We start from the raw sequence: 16,078 nt of genomic DNA, 5'->3' as shown, positions 1-16,078 counted from the left end.
GGTTACTTTCCGAACCCGGAAGCTAAGCCTTACAGCGCCGATGGTACTGCATACGGGAGTGTGTGGGAGAGTAGGACACCGCCGAACTCCTTTTATGAAGGGGGAAGGGCCTTTGGTCCCAGTTATGAAAACTGGCGACTGAAGGCCCTTTTCTCGTTTTCGGAAGAACCTCTTCTGAGGTGCGTTACAGCTTGTGAACCAAGGCAGGAGTCACCCCACAATGTCGAATTCCCCAGACGACGGACCGGATCGTTCAGAGCGTTGGCGTGGGCGCCGGGATGAGCGTGGTGGAAACGAACGCGGTGGCGGCGACCGACGTCCCGGTGGGCGCGGTGAGTTCGGTCGGGACCGAGGTGGCCGGGGGCAGGGGCCGCGACGGGACAGTCGTGGTGAGTCCTCCGGCCGAGGTCGTGGGGACTTCCGGGGCGGTAGGCCGGGAGACGAGCGTCGGGGGCGTCCCGGTGAGGGCGACCGTGACCGCAGGCCCGGGCCCCGACGTGACGACGAGCGCGGTGAACGCCGCTTCGGGGACCGGCGTCGTTTCCAGGACGGCGACCGTGACCGCAGCCGGCGTGACGACCGAGGCCAGGGCGAGAACCGGGGCTTCCGTGGTGACCGGGACCGTGGGGGCAACACGGGCGACCGACGTGGTTTCGGTGGGGACCGTGAGCGAGGCGGTGACCGTCGGGGTTTCCAGGGTGACCGGGACCGTGAACGGGGCGGCGAGCGGCGCGAGTTCCGGGGCTCTGGAGAAAGGGGCGGCCGGAGTGGTGGCCCGCGTGGTGGCGCACCTCGGGGTGACCGCCGGGAGTTCCGGGGTGGTGGACGTGACTTCCGTGGCGGTGAGCGGGGTGACCGCCGTGGTGAGGGCAGGGGTCGGTTCGGGGACAGTGGTCGGGGCGGCTACCGAGGTGAGAGCCGGGGTCGGGACCGCCGTGACGACCGTGGGCAGGACCGCCCGCCGGTCAGGCGACTGCCCATCCCTGACGACGTCACGGGCGACGAGGTCGACAAGTCGGTACGGCAGGAGCTGCTGACCCTTCCCAAGACGCTGGCCGACGATGTCGCGCGGAACCTGGTGATGGTCGCTCGCCTCCTGGACGAGAACCCCGAGCGGGCCTACGAACACGCCAAGGTGGCCCTTCGGTTGGCCTCCAGGGTGGCGGCCGTACGGGAGGCGGCGGGCTTCGCGGCGTACGCCACCGGCAAGTACAGCGAGGCGTTGACGGAGTTCCGTGCGGCCCGACGGATGACCGGCTCCCAGCACCTGTGGCCGATGATGGCCGACTGCGAGCGGGGGATCGGCCGCCCGGAACGTGCGCTGGCCATGGCCGGTGAGCCGGAGGTGCGGCAGCTGGACAAGGCCGGGCAGGTCGAGATGCGTCTGGTGGCCGCCGGAGCGAGACTGGACATGGGCCAGGCGGAAGCGGCCGTGGTCACCCTGCAGAGCCCGGAGTTGGCGTCGCGGGGTGTACAGCCGTGGACGGCTCGACTGCGGTACGCGTACGGGGACGCCCTGCTGGCCGTCGGCCGCGAGGAGGAGGCGCGGGACTGGTTCGCCCGTGCCCTGGAAGCGGACCAGGACGGTGCGACGGACGCCTCGGACCGACTGGCCGAGCTGGACGGCATCGAGTTCGTGGACGCGCTGGACCCGGACTCCGAGGACGAGCCGGAGCCGGGGACAGTCACCGGCGACGAGGTGTCGAGTGAGGCGTCGCAGGCTCAGGCGGTGAACGGTGAGGCGAAGCCCGTGGAGCGGGGCGAGACCTCGGTGGGTGAGCCGGAGACCTCCGGGGGGCTGAACTCGGAGGGGAAGACCGCCGACGGTGAGGACGCTCAGAGGTCGGCGCCGCAGGGGGAGCCCGTGACGGTTACGGCCGGGGCCTCGGATCAACAGTCCTCGGAGGAGAAGCCCTCGGAGCGGGACGAGGCGAGCGGTGTCCCACCGGAGGACCAGGGGGACCTGGCTGACCCGGCGGACCAGGAGCCAGCGTCGACGGAGGGCCGCTCCACCCGTGAGCGGGCGGACGAGCCCGAGCAGTCGGCGGACCGGACGGATGCCGTGTCCGGGGACCGCCCGGCCGAGGTGACCGTCTCCGAGGACCAGCCCCGGGAGGGCTGACCTCCGGGGTTCCGGGGCCTCGGGCGTGGGTGACCGCCTCGGGGCGAGGAACGAACGTGTGAGGGGCCGACCCGGGAATCCGGGTCGGCCCCTCACACGTGGGCGACGGTCGGTGTCAGTCGTCCTCCAGCCGGCGTAGCACCAGACCGGTGGCCGGCTTGGGGCCGAAGGAGGTGGACTTGCGGGGCATGGTGATGCCCAGCTGGGCGATCTCCCGTACGGTCTCCTCCTCCACGGGGCGCATCAGTACGGCCGTACCGCCGTGGTGGGCGGCCTGGGCCACGGCCGCCTCCGCGTCGTGGAGGTAGCCGATCTGCGAGGGGTGGTCGGGGATCTGCCACACCCGGTCCAGCAGCAGGGAGTGGAGCACGGTGGCGTCCAGGGACCGCCAGGCTTCGGGGCGTTCGGGGTCGAGGGATCTTCGCACCAGGTCGGGGTCGGGGGTGTGGAGCAGGTGGAAGGTCTCCGGGCCGGAGGCCAGGAGGTAGGCGTTGCCCTCGGTGTTCCGCAGGGTCTCCAGGGCCTCGTCCAGGGGGACGTTCAGGGGGCGTACCCGGAAGACACCGGTGAGTTGGTCCAGGGCCTTGGCGGTGGGCAGGTGGGGGAGTACCCGGTGGATGGCCTGGACGCGCAGGGGGTAGCGGTGGGTGTCGACCAGCAGCACCAGGCCGTACGACCAGGAGGAGTCGGGTGCGTGCTCGGCTTCCTGGAGTCGCAGGTAGGTGGCCCAGCGGTGGTGTCCGTCGGCGATCAGCGCGTGTTGGGCGGACAGGTCGCGGTGGATCTCGGCCAGTTCGTCGGGGTCGGTGACCGCCCACAACTGGTGCTGGAAGCCGTCCTCGGTGGTGGTCGACAGCAGGGGGTGCCGTTGGATGGCCCGCTGGATGACGGCGCTGGCTCCCCCCTCCTGGTCACCGCCCCGGTAGGACAGCAGCAGGGGTTCGAGGTTGGCGCGGGTGTGCCGCATCAGGTCGGCGCGTTCGGCGACCACCTCGGGGATGACGTCCTCGTGGGGGAGGACCACGCCCTCCTCGGGCGGGGTGAGGCGCAAGGCGCCGATCAGTCCGCGTTGGAGTACCTCGCCCCGGCGCTGCTCGTAGACGTACAGCGCGGGCTCGGGGTCGGCGGCCAACACCCCGTCGTTGGTCCAGGCGTTGAGCGTGGTGGCCGCCTGCCGGTTGCTGGACTCCGGGTCGCCCCCGGCGTGCGGCAGGATCAGCCGGACGATGTTGAAGGGGTCGGCGGTCTCCAGGTGGTGGAGACCGTCGGGTTTGACCACCACGTCGTACGGGGGCGAGGTCACCGCCGCGAAGCTGCTGACGCGTTCGGGGACATAGCGGAGCCCGCGGAACGGGGCGAGGTGTAGGCCATCCAACGTCATCCGAGCATGTTATGCGCCATGGGGTGAACGTGTGCCCGAGTGTGGGGGTGGGGTGGGTCGCCCGTGCGGGGCGCGGGAGGATCGGTTCCGGCGGTACCGGTCGCCGTGTCCGGTCCGTGGCCGAAAGCGGAGTGGAGGAAGGGGTGGTTGGCGTGGAGCCTCGTACCGTGCCGGGTGCCTGTGGGGCGCCGTTGTGCAGGGCTTATGACACGGCGCTGCTCGACCTGGACGGGGTGGTGTACGCCGGAGGGGAAGCCGTGCCGCACGCGGTGGAGTCGCTGGAGCGCGCTCGGGGCGAGGGGATGGGGCTGGCGTATGTGACCAACAACGCAGCGCGTACCCCTCGGACGGTGGCCGAGCACCTCACCGCGCTGGGGGTGCCGGCCGTGCCGGAGGAGGTGGTGACCTCCGCTCAGGCGGTGGCCCGGCTGATGGCCGAGCAACTGCCGTCCGGGGCGCGGGTGTTGTGTGTCGGGGGTGAGGGCCTGCGGGTGGCCCTGGGCGAACGGGGGCTGGTGCCGGTGGAGTCGGCCGGGGAGGAGCCGGCCGCCGTGGTGCAGGGGTACGGCGGCGCTGACCTGACCTGGGGTCAACTGTCCCAGGCGGCGCTGGCGGTGGGCCGTGGGGTGCCGTGGTACGCCTCCAACCGTGACCTGACGGTGCCGAGCGCCGGCGGTATCGCCCCGGGCAACGGGGCGGCGGTGGAGGTCGTACGGATCGCCACCCGGTGGATGGCCGAGCCTCCCGAGCCCCAGGTCGCCGGGAAGCCGTCACCGGCGATGCACCGGGAGACGGTGCTGCGTACCGGGGCCAGGAAGCCCCTGGTGGTGGGCGACCGGTTGGACACCGACATCGAGGGCGGGTACGTCGGCGGGGTGGACGCCCTGTTGGTGCTCACCGGGGTGACGGACGGCCCGCAGTTGTTGGCGGCACCCCCGGAGCACCGGCCGCGCTATGTGGCGGCGGACCTGCGGGGACTGTTGGAGGAGCAGCCGGAGGTGGTGGGGGACGCCCGGTCGGGGTTCCGTTGCGGCGGGTTCACGGCCCGGGTGGTGGACGGGGCGTTGACCCTGGCCGGGGAGGGGGAGCCCCTCGACGGGTTGCGGGCGCTGTGCGGTGCCGCGTGGACCCACGCCGGGTCGGGGCGGGGCGAGTGGGAGACCCGTGCGGTGTGCGAGCGGTTGTGGGACGGGTGAGCGGTCGGGGCCGGAGCCGCCACTCCGGCCCCCACCGCGTTCTGGGGGTGGGCCTCAGCCCTGTTTGGCGGTCGAGACGGCTTCCTCGACCAGTTGTTCCTCGGTGGCTCCGCGTCGCCAGTAGCCGGTGAAGGTGATGGCCCTGCGGTCCACGCCCCGTTCGTTGACCAGGTGCCGGCGCTGGGCGCGGACCGAGCCGGCCTCGCCGGCGATCCAGGCGTAGGGGGTGGCGTCGGCGGGGATGTCGGCGCCGCGCAGAGCCTCCAACAGTCCGTCCCGGCCGGGGGGTTGGGCGTCGGCGACCACCCAGGTGATCTCGGCGTCGGCGGCCGTGGTGAGGTCCTGGATGTCGTCCGCCCGGGGCACCTGGATCCAGGCGCGGACGCGGGTGTCGGCCGGCAGCCACTCCAGGGCGGCGGCGATCGCGGGCAGCGCGGTCTCGTCGCCGGTCAGGAGCACCAGGTCGGTGCCCTCGGGCGGACGGAAGTCCACGCCGCCGTTGTCCTCCTCCACCGGGCCCAGCAGGGTGACCCGGTCGCCGGCCTCGGCCCGCTGGGCCCAGCGGGAGGCGGGGCCCTCGTCGCCGTGCAGGGCGAAGTCGACGTCCAACTCCTGCCGGGGCGTACGGCGTTGGTGCCGGACGGTGTAGGAGCGCATCACCGCCCGGGTGGTGGGGTCCATCTCCCGCCACCTGAGGAACCAGTCCGGGCCGCTCTCGCTGGGCACCACGGGCTCCTCCTGGCCGGGGTGGGGCAGGAAGAGCTTGAACCTCTGGTCGCGGCCACCGGAGACGAAGGCCTTCAGGTCCTCCCCGCCGAGGGTGACGCGGAGCATCGAGGGGGTCAGCCGCCTGGTGCGCAGGACCCGCAGCGAGAAGAACTGGAAGGGCAGAGCGCCGGACTGGTTGCTCATCAAGGGCTCCCGTGGTGGCGGAGGTCGGGGATCAGGTGATCTTCTTGGCGTCGCCGATGGCCTTGGCGAGTTTCTCCAGCAGGGGGGCGGCGCTGGCGTAGGAGTAGATGGGTTCGGCCATCCACGGGGTGATCTGGCCGGCCTTGACGGCGGGCAGGTCACGCCAGGTGGGCTTGGACTTCAGGGCGTCGGGCTGGAGCCACTGGGTGCGGTTGTCGAGCAGGATGAGGTCGGCGTCGTAGCGGTCGGCGTTCTCCCAGCTCAGCTCCTCGTAGAAGCCCTGTTCGCTGACCTTCCTGGGCTGGACGAAGTCGACGCCGAGCTGCTTGAAGTAGCGCAGGTCGGCGTTGGCGTTGGGGTCCGAGACGTAGAACAGGTCCTGGGAGCCGGCGCCGGCCAGGACGCGGACGCTCTTGCCGCCGGTGACCTTGGTGAGGTGGTCGGCGGCCTTCTGGAAGCGGGCCTTGGCGCGCTTGACCTCGGTGGACCGCAGGTCGGCGCCGAGCTTGTCGGCCAGGCTGGCGTACCGCTTGATGGTGGTGAGCATGGAGGTGTCGGCGGTCTTGATGCCGACCGAGGGGGCGAGCTTGAGTATCTTCTTGCGGCTCTCGGCCGGCACGTACCACAGGTCGCCCGGCAGGAACATGTGGGTGACCAGGAGTTCCGGTCGCAGCTTGGCGTAGCGCTCGACGTTGAACTGGCCGTAGGTGTTGCCGAGGATCTGGACCTTGTCCACGTCCAGGTCGCCGGCGAGGACGTCCGGCTTGCCGTTCTTGGCCTTGGTGGGTCCGAAGACGCCCACGACGCGGTCGGCCACCCCGTAGTCGTGGAGGGCGGCGGCGACGCCGACGTAGGCGACGACCCGGCGGGGGGTGCCGTCGACGCGGGCCTTCTTGTCCCGGTCGTCGGTGAACACCCAGGAGCCACCGGATCCGCCCGATCCGCTGTCACCGCAGGCGGCGAGGGCGGAGGTCAGACCGAGTGCGCCTCCGGCGGCGAGCAGGCGTCGCCGGGTGAACGGGGTGGCGGTGGTGGACGTGCTGGACTTGGGCGGCATGGTGCGGGTTTCTCCTACGGTGGGACGGGGGGCGACGGTGTGACCACCGCACGGTTAGGCTAACCTAACCAAAGTCCTCGTTGTCCAGTGTCGGCCGATTGGTCGCCCGGCCTGACCGGAGCTCGTACGTGTCGCTCACCAAGACCCCACCGACGCAGGGTGGTTCACCCCCGAGGTGGAGCCCGACAGCCGGCCGTCAGGTGACCCGGGCGGCCGGACTGTTGGTGGCCCTGGCGCTGTTGGCGCTGGTGGTGGCCCTCAGTCTGGCCGTCGGGGCCAGGCAACTCACCCTGGGGGAAGCCTGGTCCGGGCTGACCGACGAGGGGTCGGGCGCCTACAGCGTGGTGCACGAGATGCGGTTGCCGCGCACCCAGATGGGGCTGCTGGTCGGGATGGCCCTCGGCCTGGCCGGCGGGGTGATGCAGGCGCTGACCCGCAACCCCCTCGCGGACCCGGGGCTGTTGGGCATCAACGCGGGTGCCGCCGCGGCGGTGGTGACCGGCCTCACGTTCGTGAACGCCCGGGGGTACCACGCCCAGGTCGGGTTCGCCTTCGTGGGCGCGGCGGCGGTGTCGGTGCTGGTGTACGTGGTCGGTGGCGGCCGGGGGGCGACTCCGGCCCGACTGGCCCTGGCCGGTACGGCGTTGAACGCCGCCCTGTACAGCTACGTGAACGCCGCGCAACTCCTGGACACCGCCTCCCTGGACCGGATGCGCTTCTGGACCGTGGGCTCCCTGGCCAGCGCCCAGCAGTCCACCTTCTGGCAGGCGCTGCCCTTCATCGCGACCGGGGCGCTGCTCGCCCTGGGCCTGGCCCGGCCGTTGAACGCGCTCGCCCTGGGCGAGGACGCGGCCAGGGCCCTGGGCTCCCGGCCGGCCACCATCCGGGCCGCGTCCATGGTGGCGGTGACCCTGCTGTGCGGCGCGGCGACCGCCGCCTGCGGGCCGATCGTCTTCGTGGGGCTGATGGTGCCGCACCTGGTGCGTTCCCTCACCGGCCCCGACCTGCGGTGGATGCTGCCGTACTGCGCGGTGTTGGCGCCGGTGCTGATGCTGGGCGCGGACGTGCTGGGGCGGGTGCTGGGCCGGCCCGGGGAGTTGCAGGTGGGCATCGTCACCGCGGTGCTCGGCGGCCCGTTCTTCCTGTACTTCGTGCGACGCGGGAGGGTGGCCCGGGCGTGAGCGTCATACGTACCCCCGGCGGGCGTTCGGTGGTCTTCCGGCCCCGGACCGTGCTCGCGGTCCTGGTCTGCCTGCTGGTGGCCTCGGCCGCCTCGGTGCTGGCCATCGGCAGCGGCGACTACCCGATGAGCCCCGACCAGGTGCTGCGCACCCTGGCCGGGCGGGGCGCGGTCGCCGACACGTTCGTGGTCAACGAACTCCGGCTGCCCCGGGTGGTCACCGCCCTGCTGGTGGGGGCCGCGCTGGGGCTCGGGGGCGCCGTCTTCCAGGCGGTGGTCCGCAACCCGTTGGGCAGCCCGGACATCCTCGGCTTCACCCAGGGCGCGGCCACCGGTGCGCTGGTGGCCATCATCGTCCTCGGGGGCGGCAGCGCCGCGCTGGCCGGCGGCGCGGTGGTGGGCGGCATCCTCACCGGGGCGCTGATCTACCTGCTTGCCTGGCGGGAGGGCATCCACGGGTACCGGCTGGTGCTGGTCGGGGTGGGGTGCATGGCCATCCTCACCGGAGTCAACGGCTACCTGCTCACCCGGGCGGAGATCACCGAGGCCAGTCGGGCGGTGCTGTGGATGACCGGCAGCCTCGACGGCCGGGGGTGGGAGCACACCCACCCGCTGGCCTGGGGGCTGGTGGTGCTGGTGCCGGTGGTGCTGTTCGGCTGCGCCCGGGCGTTGCGGATGATGGAGATGGGCGACGAGGCGGCGTACGCCCTGGGCGTACGGGTGGAGCGGGTGCGGCTGGGCCTGTTGGCGTCCGCCGTGCTGCTGGTGTCCCTGGCGGCGGCAGCGGCCGGGCCGGTGGGGTTCGTGGCCCTGACGGCGCCGCAGCTGGCGCGCCGGCTCACCCGCGCCCCCGGCCCCAACCTGGTGCCCGCGCTGTGTCTGGGCGCCGCCCTGCTGGTCAGCGCCGACCTGGTCGCGCAACGGCTGTTCGGCGCGCGGGAGTTGCCGGTCGGAGTGGTGACCGGACTGGTCGGTGGCGGCTACCTGGTGTGGCTGCTGGCGCGGGAGCGGAAGGTGGGGCGCATCTGATGGCTGACCGCGACGGTGGGCCGGACAGGGGCCGGGGCGTCATGGCGCCGGCCGGCAAGCACACTGGGGGGCGTACGGCCCAGGAGACGGATACGAGGATGGACTTGAAGCACAGCGGCGCGTCCCGACTCAGCGGCCAGGGGCTGACCCTCGCCTACGACCAGCGGGTGATCACGAAGGACCTGAGCGTCTCCGTACCGGACAACTCCTTCACGGTGGTGGTCGGGCCCAACGCCTGCGGGAAGTCGACCCTGCTGCGGGCCCTGTCCCGGATGCTGAAGCCCCACCGGGGGTCGGTGCTGCTGGACGGCGGGGACATCCAGGCGCTGCCGGCGAAGCGGCTGGCCCGCACCCTGGGGCTGCTGCCGCAGTCCTCCATCGCCCCGGACGGGATCACCGTGGCCGACCTGGTGGCCCGGGGGCGCTACCCGCACCAGGGGCTGCTGCGGCAGTGGTCGCGGGAGGACGAGCGGGTGGTGGGCGAGTCCATGGAGGCCACCGGCGTACAGGAGTTGGCGGACCGGTTCGTGGACGAACTGTCCGGCGGGCAGCGCCAGCGGGTGTGGATCGCCATGGCGCTGGCCCAGCAGACCCCGCTGCTGCTGTTGGACGAGCCGACCACCTTCCTGGACATCGCCCACCAGATCGAGGTGCTGGACCTGTGCGCCGGCCTGCACGAGGAGCAGGGCCGCACGCTGGTGGCGGTGCTGCACGACCTCAACCAGGCGGCGCGGTACGCCACCCACCTCATCGCGATGCGGGACGGCCGGATCGTGGCCGAGGGGAAACCGGACGAGGTGGTCACCGCCTCCCTGGTGGAGAAGGTGTTCGGGCTGCGGTGCCGGGTCATCGAGGACCCCGAGAGCGGCACCCCGCTGGTGGTGCCGGCCGCCCGGGCCCGGGTGAAGGCCTGAGCCGTTCCTCGGGGGGCCCGGAAGTGCTGGTCGGCGCCCCGGGCCGGGGGTGGAGACGGTAGCGTCGGGGGCATGAGTGAGCCGCTGCCGGGAGGAGAACCGGCCAAGAGCGAGGAGGGCGAGCCGGCGACCACCGGGCCCGCCCCGGCCGGGGACGGTGCCGTCGGGCCGACCACCCCCGGTGAGGGCCGCGAGCCCCGGGCCCGCGAGGACGCCCCCGAGGGCCCGGCCGCCGAGCGGGGCCCGCGTCCGCTGGGCGTGGAGGTGGAACCCACCGGCCACCTCGGGGTGGACGCCGGACTGGCCAGGTTGGCGGACGCCGACCGGCTGGACGTCGCGGACCACCTGGGCGTGTACGAGGAGGTGCACCAGGGCCTGCGCGAGACGCTGACCGCCCTGGACCGGCCCACCCCGGCGGGCCCGCCCGCCCCGACCGATCCCCGGAGCTGACGTGGCACGACGTCGGCTCGACGCGGAACTCGTACGACGGAAGCTGGCCCGCTCCCGGGAGCACGCCAGCCAGCTGATCGCCGCCGGCAGGGTCACCGTCGCCGGCACGGTGGCCGGCAAGGCGGCCACCCAGGTGGAGACCAGCGTGGCCCTGGTGGTGCGGGAGGACGACTCGGACCCCGACTACGTCTCCCGGGGCGGGCACAAACTCGCCGGCGCCCTGGCCGCGTTCGGGCCCCTGGGGCTGGCGGTGGCCGGCCGCCGTGCCCTGGACGCGGGGGCCTCCACCGGGGGGTTCACCGATGTGTTGCTGCGCGCCGAGGCCGCCGGGGTGGTGGCCGTCGACGTGGGGTACGGGCAACTGGCCTGGTCCCTGCGCAGCGACCCCCGCGTGGTGGTCCGGGACCGCACCAACGTGCGGGAGCTGACGCCGGAGGCGCTGGACGGTGAGCTGGTGGACCTGGTGGTGGGCGACCTGTCGTTCATCCCGCTGCGGCTGGTGCTGCCCGCCCTGGTGCGCTGCGCGAAGCCGGACGCCGACCTGGTGCTGATGGTCAAGCCCCAGTTCGAGGTGGGCCGGGAACGGCTGGGCTCCGGCGGTGTGGTGCGCAGCCCGGAGCTGCGCGCCGAGGCGGTACGTACGGTGGCCGCCGAGGCGGCCGAACTCGGCCTGGGGGTACTGGGGGTGACGGCCAGTCCGTTGCCGGGCCCCTCGGGCAACGTCGAGTACTTCCTGTGGCTGCGCGCCGGGGCACCCCCGCTCGACGCCGGTGACGTGGAGCGAGCGGTGGCGGAGGGCCCCAGGTGAGCGACGGCACGGGTGAGAAGCGGACCATCTTCCTGCTGGCCCACACCGGCCGGCCGGCCGCAGTACGCAGCGCCGAACTGATGGTGCAGGGCCTGCTGAGGGCCGACCTGCGGGTACGGGTGCTGGTGGAGGAGGCCGAGGCGCTGCCGCTGCCCCCTTCCGTGGAGGTCGTGCCCCTGTCCCCGGACGCGGCAGAGGGCTGCGAGCTGCTGGTGGTCCTCGGTGGGGACGGCACCCTGCTGCGGGGCGCCGAGTTCGCCCGGGCCTCGGGGGTGCCCATGCTGGGCGTCAACCTGGGGCGGGTGGGCTTCCTCGCGGAGGCCGAACGGGACGACCTGGACCGGGTGGTGGGCCGGGTGGCGCGCCGGGACTACGAGGTCGAGGAAAGGATGACGGTGGACGTGCTGGTGCGCAGCGACGGCCAGTTCGTCCACCGTGACTGGGCGTTGAACGAGGCCTCGGTGGAGAAGGCGTCCCGGGAACGGATGTTGGAGGTGGTCACCGAGGTGGACGGCCGCCCGGTGTCCAGCTTCGGCTGTGACGGGGTGGTCTGCGCCACGCCGACCGGTTCCACCGCGTACGCCTTCTCGGCCGGTGGGCCGGTGGTGTGGCCGGAGGTGGAGGCCCTGCTGATGGTGCCGATCAGCGCCCACACCCTGTTCGCCAAGCCGCTGGTGACCACCCCGGGTTCGGTGCTGGCGGTGGAGGTGCAGCCCCAGACTCCGGCCGGGGTGCTGTGGTGCGACGGACGCCGCAGTGTCGACCTGCCGCCCGGGGCCCGGGTGGAGGTGCGGCGGGGCGCGGTGCCGGTGCGGTTGGCCCGGTTGCACCACGCGCTGTTCACCGACCGGTTGGTGGCCAAGTTCGCGCTGCCGGTGGTGGGTTGGCGCGGCGCGCCTCGCGAGTGAGGGCGCCTCGGAACGTGTGCTGGGGCGGACTCAGGCCACCGAGGCCCGGAAGGGGTCGGCGGGGGTGATCGGCGCCTGCTCGAAGAGTCGTTCCAGTGCCTCGTGCCCGTGCTCGCGGCGGTACTCGATCTCCGCGCGGGTCACCGGCAGGGTCCACAGCAGGCGGGCGTACCCCTCGGGCAGGGGGCACCGCTCCAGTGCGGGCCCGTACGGGTGGGGCAGGCTGACCAGCAGGTGGTCGCAGGCGGACCCCGGCACCCACGGTTCGCCGATCGGCATACTGTGCTCCAGCCCGAGGCGGTGCCCCGAGCAGTGGTAGTAGGCGACCATCGCCATCAGGTCGACGAACCGTTGGTCGCGGGTGGGAGCCGTCATGACGAACTCCAGGCCCGGGCCGCCCTCCCCGGGGGCCGCGCAGCAGCCGACGGTCACGTAGGCCCAGTCGTCCCCTCGGGGCCCGGGCCCGACGGCCAGGACGCGCAGGTCGGGCAGTGCCTCCCGTCGCCCGGGGCCGAGGTCGAGGTGGAGGACCTCCAGGGGGTGCCCGTCGAAGAAGGCCCGTACGTGTGCCTCGACGGCCTCGGCGGCCGGCAGCCTCGCCTCGCTCATCCGGCGATCCTCCCAGAGGTTCCGGTGTCCGGTGCCGGGTGTCTCAGCGGGCGTCCCGCAGCAGGGCGGCGCACCAACGGAAGTGCCCGTCGCGGTCGTCGGTGCCGAACAGGTCGTGGGTGACCAGGGTGTACGCCCGCTGGTACAGCTCCAACACCCCGTGGTCGTACCCCAGTTCGTCGGCGCACAGGGCGGTGAGTTCGGCCCGGTGACGCCGGGCGTGGGGGCCGTACATGTCCCAGGTGGCGGCCGACACCGCCGCGTCGAACGCGGGGTCACCGGCCGTGGTGAGGAGCCCGAAGTCCAGTACGGCCACCGGGTGTCCGTCGCGGTCCACGTGGATGTTGGGGGGAACGAGGTCCCCGTGGACGAGGGTGACCGGGCGGTCCGGCAGGCGCTCCAGGGCCTCGGCCGTACTGGCGGCGGCCTCGGCGGCCTCAGCGGTCCCGACGGTCCGGGCGTCTTCGGTGTCTTCGGTGTCTTCGGGTGCCCCCCGAGGAGTCGGGCCCGGTCCGGGCGGTGGGGTCAGCCTGTGGGCCGACCGCCGTACGAGGGCGGCCAGAGCGTCCGGGAAGCGGTCGTGGCCCCGCCACAGGGGCCGGTCGTCGCCCCGGACGGTGAGCCGGCGCATGGCGGGGGTGGCGGGTACCGACGCCAGGGCGCGGAGGACGGCCAGCAGGGCCCGGCTCTCCCGTTCGGGCACGCCGGCCGGGGGAGCGGTCACCGCCGAGTCGGGGCGCAGCGCTGACCCGGGCAACTCCCGTTCGTAGGTGACCAGTCGGCCCCGGTGTTCCTCGACCCGGAGCACCGTCGGGGTGGCGAGGTCCAGCCCGGCACGGGCCAGGTCCCGCTGCACCTCGTGCAGGGCGGGGAGGTCGAAGCGGGGGCGCTGGTGCCACACCTTGGCCACCAGCCCGTCGCCCAGGCGGTACACGGTGCCCTCGGCGCCAGCCGCCAGAGGGCGCGCGTCGAGGTGGCCCCGGGAGCGGAAGTACCGCGACCAGTCGTCGGGTTTCTCGGGACGTGCTGTGGGTGGGGACATCTGTCCAGTACACCTGCCGCCACGGGTCCGGTGGCCGTGCCGCGCTTTCGGCGGGCGCCCCCGTGCCCTGGCAGGTGTCGTCCCGAACCCCGGTCGCCGGAGGGCGGTCCCGCGCGCCGTCGTGGGCCCGGGTGGCCGAAACGGGTGCGGTCGGCGCCGGTTCCCGGCGCGTCGGCGGGGCCGCGCCCTTCTCGCGCCGGCCCGCGCTGGTCACGGCCCGGCCTCCGACCGCGCCCTACGGGCCCCTGGCCGGCTGTACCCGGGCGCACGGCCGCCGGTGGGCGGTGCCCCGGCATACGGTCGGTGGTCGCGCCCTGTGGGGGCCGGTTGGGGCGGGTCCCGGGCACGTCGGGAGGGTCGGGAGCCTCCCCCGTACCCGGGTTCTGGACCAGGGCGGCGGTGACGGTGGGAGCACCCGCGCGGGGAGCTGTCGGTACCGGGTGGCCGGGCGGGGTGGGGTTCGGCCGGTCGCCGGCCACGGGGTCCCGCCACGGGGTGAGGGGAGTGCCGTTCCCGTGGCCACTTCGGCCGGGGGTGGGGATCTCGCCACGGAACCTCGTATGGTCGTACCCGTGTTGGAGGAGATGCGGATCAAGGCCCTGGGCGTCATCGAGGACGCCGCCCTGGAACTGGCACCCGGGTTCACCGCGGTGACCGGCGAGACCGGCGCGGGCAAGACGATGGTGGTCACCAGCCTGGGGCTGCTGCTCGGCGGGCGCGCCGACGCGGCCCTGGTGCGGGTCGGAGCGAAGGCGGCGGTGGTCGAGGGGCGGATAACGCTGGAGGAGACGGCGCCGGCCGCCCTACGGGCCGCCGAGGCGGGGGCCGAACTGGACGAGGGCGCCCTGCTGATCAGCCGTACCGTCTCCGCCGAGGGGCGGTCCCGGGCACACGCCGGCAGCCGCTCGGTACCGGTGGGGCTGCTGGCCGAACTCGCCGACGAGCTGGTGGCCGTACACGGGCAGACCGACCAGCAGGGGCTGCTGCGCCCCGCGCGGCAGCGGCAGGCCCTGGACCGGTACGCCGGACAGCCGGTCGCCGACCTGCTGGGCGAGTGGACCCGGGCGTACCAGCGGCTCCGCGAGGTCAACGCCCGCGTGGAGGAACTGACCACCCGGGCCCGGGAACGCGCCCAGGAGGCCGACCTGCTGCGGTTCGGCCTGGAGGAGATCGCCGCCGCCGAGCCCCATGCCGGGGAGGACGTCGAACTGGCCGCCGACGCCGAACGGTTGGGGCACGCCGAGGCACTGGCCTCCGCCGCCGCCCAGGCCCACGGCGCCCTGGCCGGTGACCCCGCCGACCCCGAGGGGGTGGACGCCTCCTCGCTGGTGTCCGGCGCCCACCGTGCCGTGGAGGCGGTGCGCTCCCACGACGAGACCCTGGGCGCCCTCGCCGACCGGCTGGGCGCGCTGGCCATCGAACTGTCCGACGTGGCCGGCGAACTGGCCGGTTACGCCGACGACCTGGACGCCGACCCCCGACGCCTGGCCGCGGTGGAGGAGCGCCGGGCCCTGCTGACCGGGCTGCTGCGCAAGTACGGCGACCCCGGGGTGGCGGAGGAGGAGGGCGGGGCCGTGGCCCTGCTGCGCTGGGCCGAGGAGGGCGCCGCCCGGCTCACCGAACTGGACGGCGACGACGACCGGGTGGCCGAGCTGACCGGTGAGCGCGACCAACTGACCGAGCGGCTGGGGCGGTTGGCCGAGCGGCTGACCGAACTGCGGGTCGACGCCGCCAAGCGGTTCGCCGAGGCCGTGACCGAGGAACTGACCCAACTGGCTATGCCGCACGCCCAGGTCACCTTCGCGGTGCGCCAACAGGAGGTGCCCGAGACCGCGAACGAGGGCGAGGGGCTCGTGGTGGGTGGCCGCCGGCTGGCGTACGGCCCTTCGGGCACCGACGAGGTGGAGCTGCTGCTCGCCCCGCACCCCGGCGCCCCGCCCCGGCCCATCGCCAAGGGCGCCTCGGGCGGCGAACTGTCCCGGGTGATGCTGGCGGTGGAGGTGGTGTTCGCCGGCTCGGACCCGGTGCCGACCTACCTGTTCGACGAGGTGGACGCCGGTATCGGTGGCCGCGCTGCGGTGGAGGTCGGCCGACGGCTGGCCCGGCTGGCCCGTACCGCCCAGGTGGTGGTGGTCACCCACCTTCCCCAGGTCGCCGCCTTCGCCGACCGGCACCTGGTGGTGACCAAGACCGACGACGGGTCCATCACCCGCAGCGGGGTGCGCGCCCTGGAGGGTGAGGACCGGGTACGGGAACTGTCGCGGATGCTGGCCGGCCAGGAGGACTCCGAGTCCGCCCGCGCTCACGCCGAGGAGCTGCTCCAGGCGGCTGGGCAGCGCTGAGTCGGGCGGGTGGTGTCGGGCGGTCGCCCGGTTGAACTGGTGTGCCGGGTGTGGGGGTTGGCCGCTTCGTGCGGTGGCCGGGTCTGGTCGGGCCGCCTCCGGTGCTCCTGGCGGGGGGCGTGGGTTCC

The 16,078-nt window shown here is 73.6% G+C and carries 14 protein-coding genes, 1 rRNA gene and 1 pseudogene; 11 read left to right on the top strand and 5 right to left on the bottom strand.

From position 1 onward, the window contains the following. The 3 genes and pseudogenes from rrf to ABZT14_RS23610 form a co-directional block, all read left to right on the top strand. Window positions 1-87: ribosomal RNA gene (gene rrf, locus ABZT14_RS23620) — 5S ribosomal RNA — on the top strand; the annotation flags it as partial. 191 nt (window positions 88-278) lie between these two features. Next, complete coding sequence (locus tag ABZT14_RS23615) at window positions 279-1,037, top strand: hypothetical protein (protein ID WP_356306022.1); 759 nt, start codon at window positions 279-281, stop codon at window positions 1,035-1,037. Next, window positions 974-1,771, top strand: a pseudogene (locus tag ABZT14_RS23610) (hypothetical protein); the annotation flags it as partial. The gene ABZT14_RS23615 and the pseudogene ABZT14_RS23610, both read left to right, overlap by 64 nt. A gap of 466 nt (window positions 1,772-2,237) precedes the next feature. On the opposite strand, the gene ABZT14_RS23605 reads toward ABZT14_RS23610, so the two are convergent. After that, on the bottom strand, window positions 2,238-3,503 hold the full coding sequence (locus ABZT14_RS23605; protein ID WP_356305995.1) for a DUF1015 domain-containing protein: 1,266 nt from the start codon (window positions 3,501-3,503) through the stop codon (window positions 2,238-2,240). A gap of 191 nt (window positions 3,504-3,694) precedes the next feature. Here ABZT14_RS23605 and ABZT14_RS23600 point away from each other — a divergent pair, with 191 nt between their 5' ends. Next, on the top strand, window positions 3,695-4,699 hold the full coding sequence (locus ABZT14_RS23600) for an HAD hydrolase-like protein (RefSeq protein WP_356305993.1): 1,005 nt from the start codon (window positions 3,695-3,697) through the stop codon (window positions 4,697-4,699). Between the two features lie 54 nt (window positions 4,700-4,753). Here ABZT14_RS23600 and ABZT14_RS23595 read toward each other — a convergent pair whose 3' ends face one another. Next, window positions 4,754-5,611, bottom strand: a complete 858-nt coding sequence (locus ABZT14_RS23595; RefSeq protein WP_356305991.1) for a siderophore-interacting protein — start codon at window positions 5,609-5,611, stop codon at window positions 4,754-4,756. Between the two features lie 31 nt (window positions 5,612-5,642). After that, entirely contained in the window at window positions 5,643-6,668 is a 1,026-nt protein-coding gene (locus tag ABZT14_RS23590; RefSeq protein WP_356305988.1) for an ABC transporter substrate-binding protein, read from the bottom strand. A gap of 200 nt (window positions 6,669-6,868) precedes the next feature. Between ABZT14_RS23590 and ABZT14_RS23585 the strand changes: the two genes are divergently transcribed. The 6 genes from ABZT14_RS23585 (at window position 6,869) to ABZT14_RS23560 (ending at window position 11,957) form a co-directional block, all read left to right on the top strand. Next, a complete protein-coding gene (locus ABZT14_RS23585) occupies window positions 6,869-7,849 on the top strand; it encodes an iron chelate uptake ABC transporter family permease subunit (protein WP_356305986.1) in 981 nt (326 codons plus the stop codon). A gap of 5 nt (window positions 7,850-7,854) precedes the next feature. Further along, window positions 7,855-8,877 carry an iron chelate uptake ABC transporter family permease subunit gene (locus ABZT14_RS23580; protein ID WP_356306020.1) on the top strand — a complete coding sequence of 341 codons (1,023 nt, stop codon included), beginning with the start codon at window positions 7,855-7,857 and terminating at the stop codon, window positions 8,875-8,877. Window positions 8,878-8,975: 98 nt separating this feature from the next. Then, window positions 8,976-9,791, top strand: a complete 816-nt coding sequence (locus ABZT14_RS23575; protein WP_356306018.1) for an ABC transporter ATP-binding protein — start codon at window positions 8,976-8,978, stop codon at window positions 9,789-9,791. 72 nt (window positions 9,792-9,863) lie between these two features. Continuing rightward, window positions 9,864-10,241, top strand: a complete 378-nt coding sequence (locus tag ABZT14_RS23570) for a hypothetical protein (protein ID WP_356305984.1) — start codon at window positions 9,864-9,866, stop codon at window positions 10,239-10,241. A gap of 1 nt (window position 10,242) precedes the next feature. After that, window positions 10,243-11,049, top strand: a complete 807-nt coding sequence (locus tag ABZT14_RS23565; protein WP_356305982.1) for a TlyA family RNA methyltransferase — start codon at window positions 10,243-10,245, stop codon at window positions 11,047-11,049. 26 nt (window positions 11,050-11,075) lie between these two features. Next, complete coding sequence (locus tag ABZT14_RS23560) at window positions 11,076-11,957, top strand: NAD kinase (protein ID WP_356306016.1); 882 nt, start codon at window positions 11,076-11,078, stop codon at window positions 11,955-11,957. Between the two features lie 30 nt (window positions 11,958-11,987). Here the strand turns inward: ABZT14_RS23560 and ABZT14_RS23555 are convergent, their stop codons facing one another. Together ABZT14_RS23555 and ABZT14_RS23550 are read right to left on the bottom strand one after the other, a co-directional pair. Beyond that, entirely contained in the window at window positions 11,988-12,566 is a 579-nt protein-coding gene (locus ABZT14_RS23555; RefSeq protein WP_356305980.1) for a suppressor of fused domain protein, read from the bottom strand. A 43-nt stretch (window positions 12,567-12,609) separates the two neighbouring features. Next, entirely contained in the window at window positions 12,610-13,608 is a 999-nt protein-coding gene (locus ABZT14_RS23550) for a phosphotransferase (RefSeq protein WP_356305978.1), read from the bottom strand. Between the two features lie 560 nt (window positions 13,609-14,168). On the opposite strand from ABZT14_RS23550, the gene recN reads away from it, so the two are divergent. Further along, on the top strand, window positions 14,169-15,950 hold the full coding sequence (gene recN / locus ABZT14_RS23545; RefSeq protein WP_356305976.1) for a DNA repair protein RecN: 1,782 nt from the start codon (window positions 14,169-14,171) through the stop codon (window positions 15,948-15,950). Window positions 15,951-16,078: the final 128 nt, after the last annotated feature.

Origin of the sequence: Streptomyces sp. NPDC005438 (assembly GCF_040606315.1) — a bacterium.
Classification (GTDB): domain Bacteria; phylum Actinomycetota; class Actinomycetes; order Streptomycetales; family Streptomycetaceae; genus Streptomyces.
Note: the sequence above shows the minus strand (reverse complement) of the source record. Positions and strands in the feature narration are given on the sequence as shown.

What these genes read in the sequence shown, in the direction of transcription:
- ABZT14_RS23615 (WP_356306022.1), top strand. Translation starts at nt 279, where the DNA reads ATGAGCGTGGTGGAAACGAACGCGGTGGCGGCGACCGACGTCCCGGTG.
- ABZT14_RS23605 (WP_356305995.1), bottom strand. Translation starts at nt 3,503, where the DNA reads ATGACGTTGGATGGCCTACACCTCGCCCCGTTCCGCGGGCTCCGCTAT.
- ABZT14_RS23595 (WP_356305991.1), bottom strand. Translation starts at nt 5,611, where the DNA reads ATGAGCAACCAGTCCGGCGCTCTGCCCTTCCAGTTCTTCTCGCTGCGG.
- ABZT14_RS23590 (WP_356305988.1), bottom strand. Translation starts at nt 6,668, where the DNA reads ATGCCGCCCAAGTCCAGCACGTCCACCACCGCCACCCCGTTCACCCGG.
- ABZT14_RS23575 (WP_356306018.1), top strand. Translation starts at nt 8,976, where the DNA reads ATGGACTTGAAGCACAGCGGCGCGTCCCGACTCAGCGGCCAGGGGCTG.
- ABZT14_RS23570 (WP_356305984.1), top strand. Translation starts at nt 9,864, where the DNA reads ATGAGTGAGCCGCTGCCGGGAGGAGAACCGGCCAAGAGCGAGGAGGGC.
- ABZT14_RS23555 (WP_356305980.1), bottom strand. Translation starts at nt 12,566, where the DNA reads ATGAGCGAGGCGAGGCTGCCGGCCGCCGAGGCCGTCGAGGCACACGTA.
- ABZT14_RS23550 (WP_356305978.1), bottom strand. Translation starts at nt 13,608, where the DNA reads ATGTCCCCACCCACAGCACGTCCCGAGAAACCCGACGACTGGTCGCGG.
- recN (WP_356305976.1), top strand. Translation starts at nt 14,169, where the DNA reads ATGGTCGTACCCGTGTTGGAGGAGATGCGGATCAAGGCCCTGGGCGTC.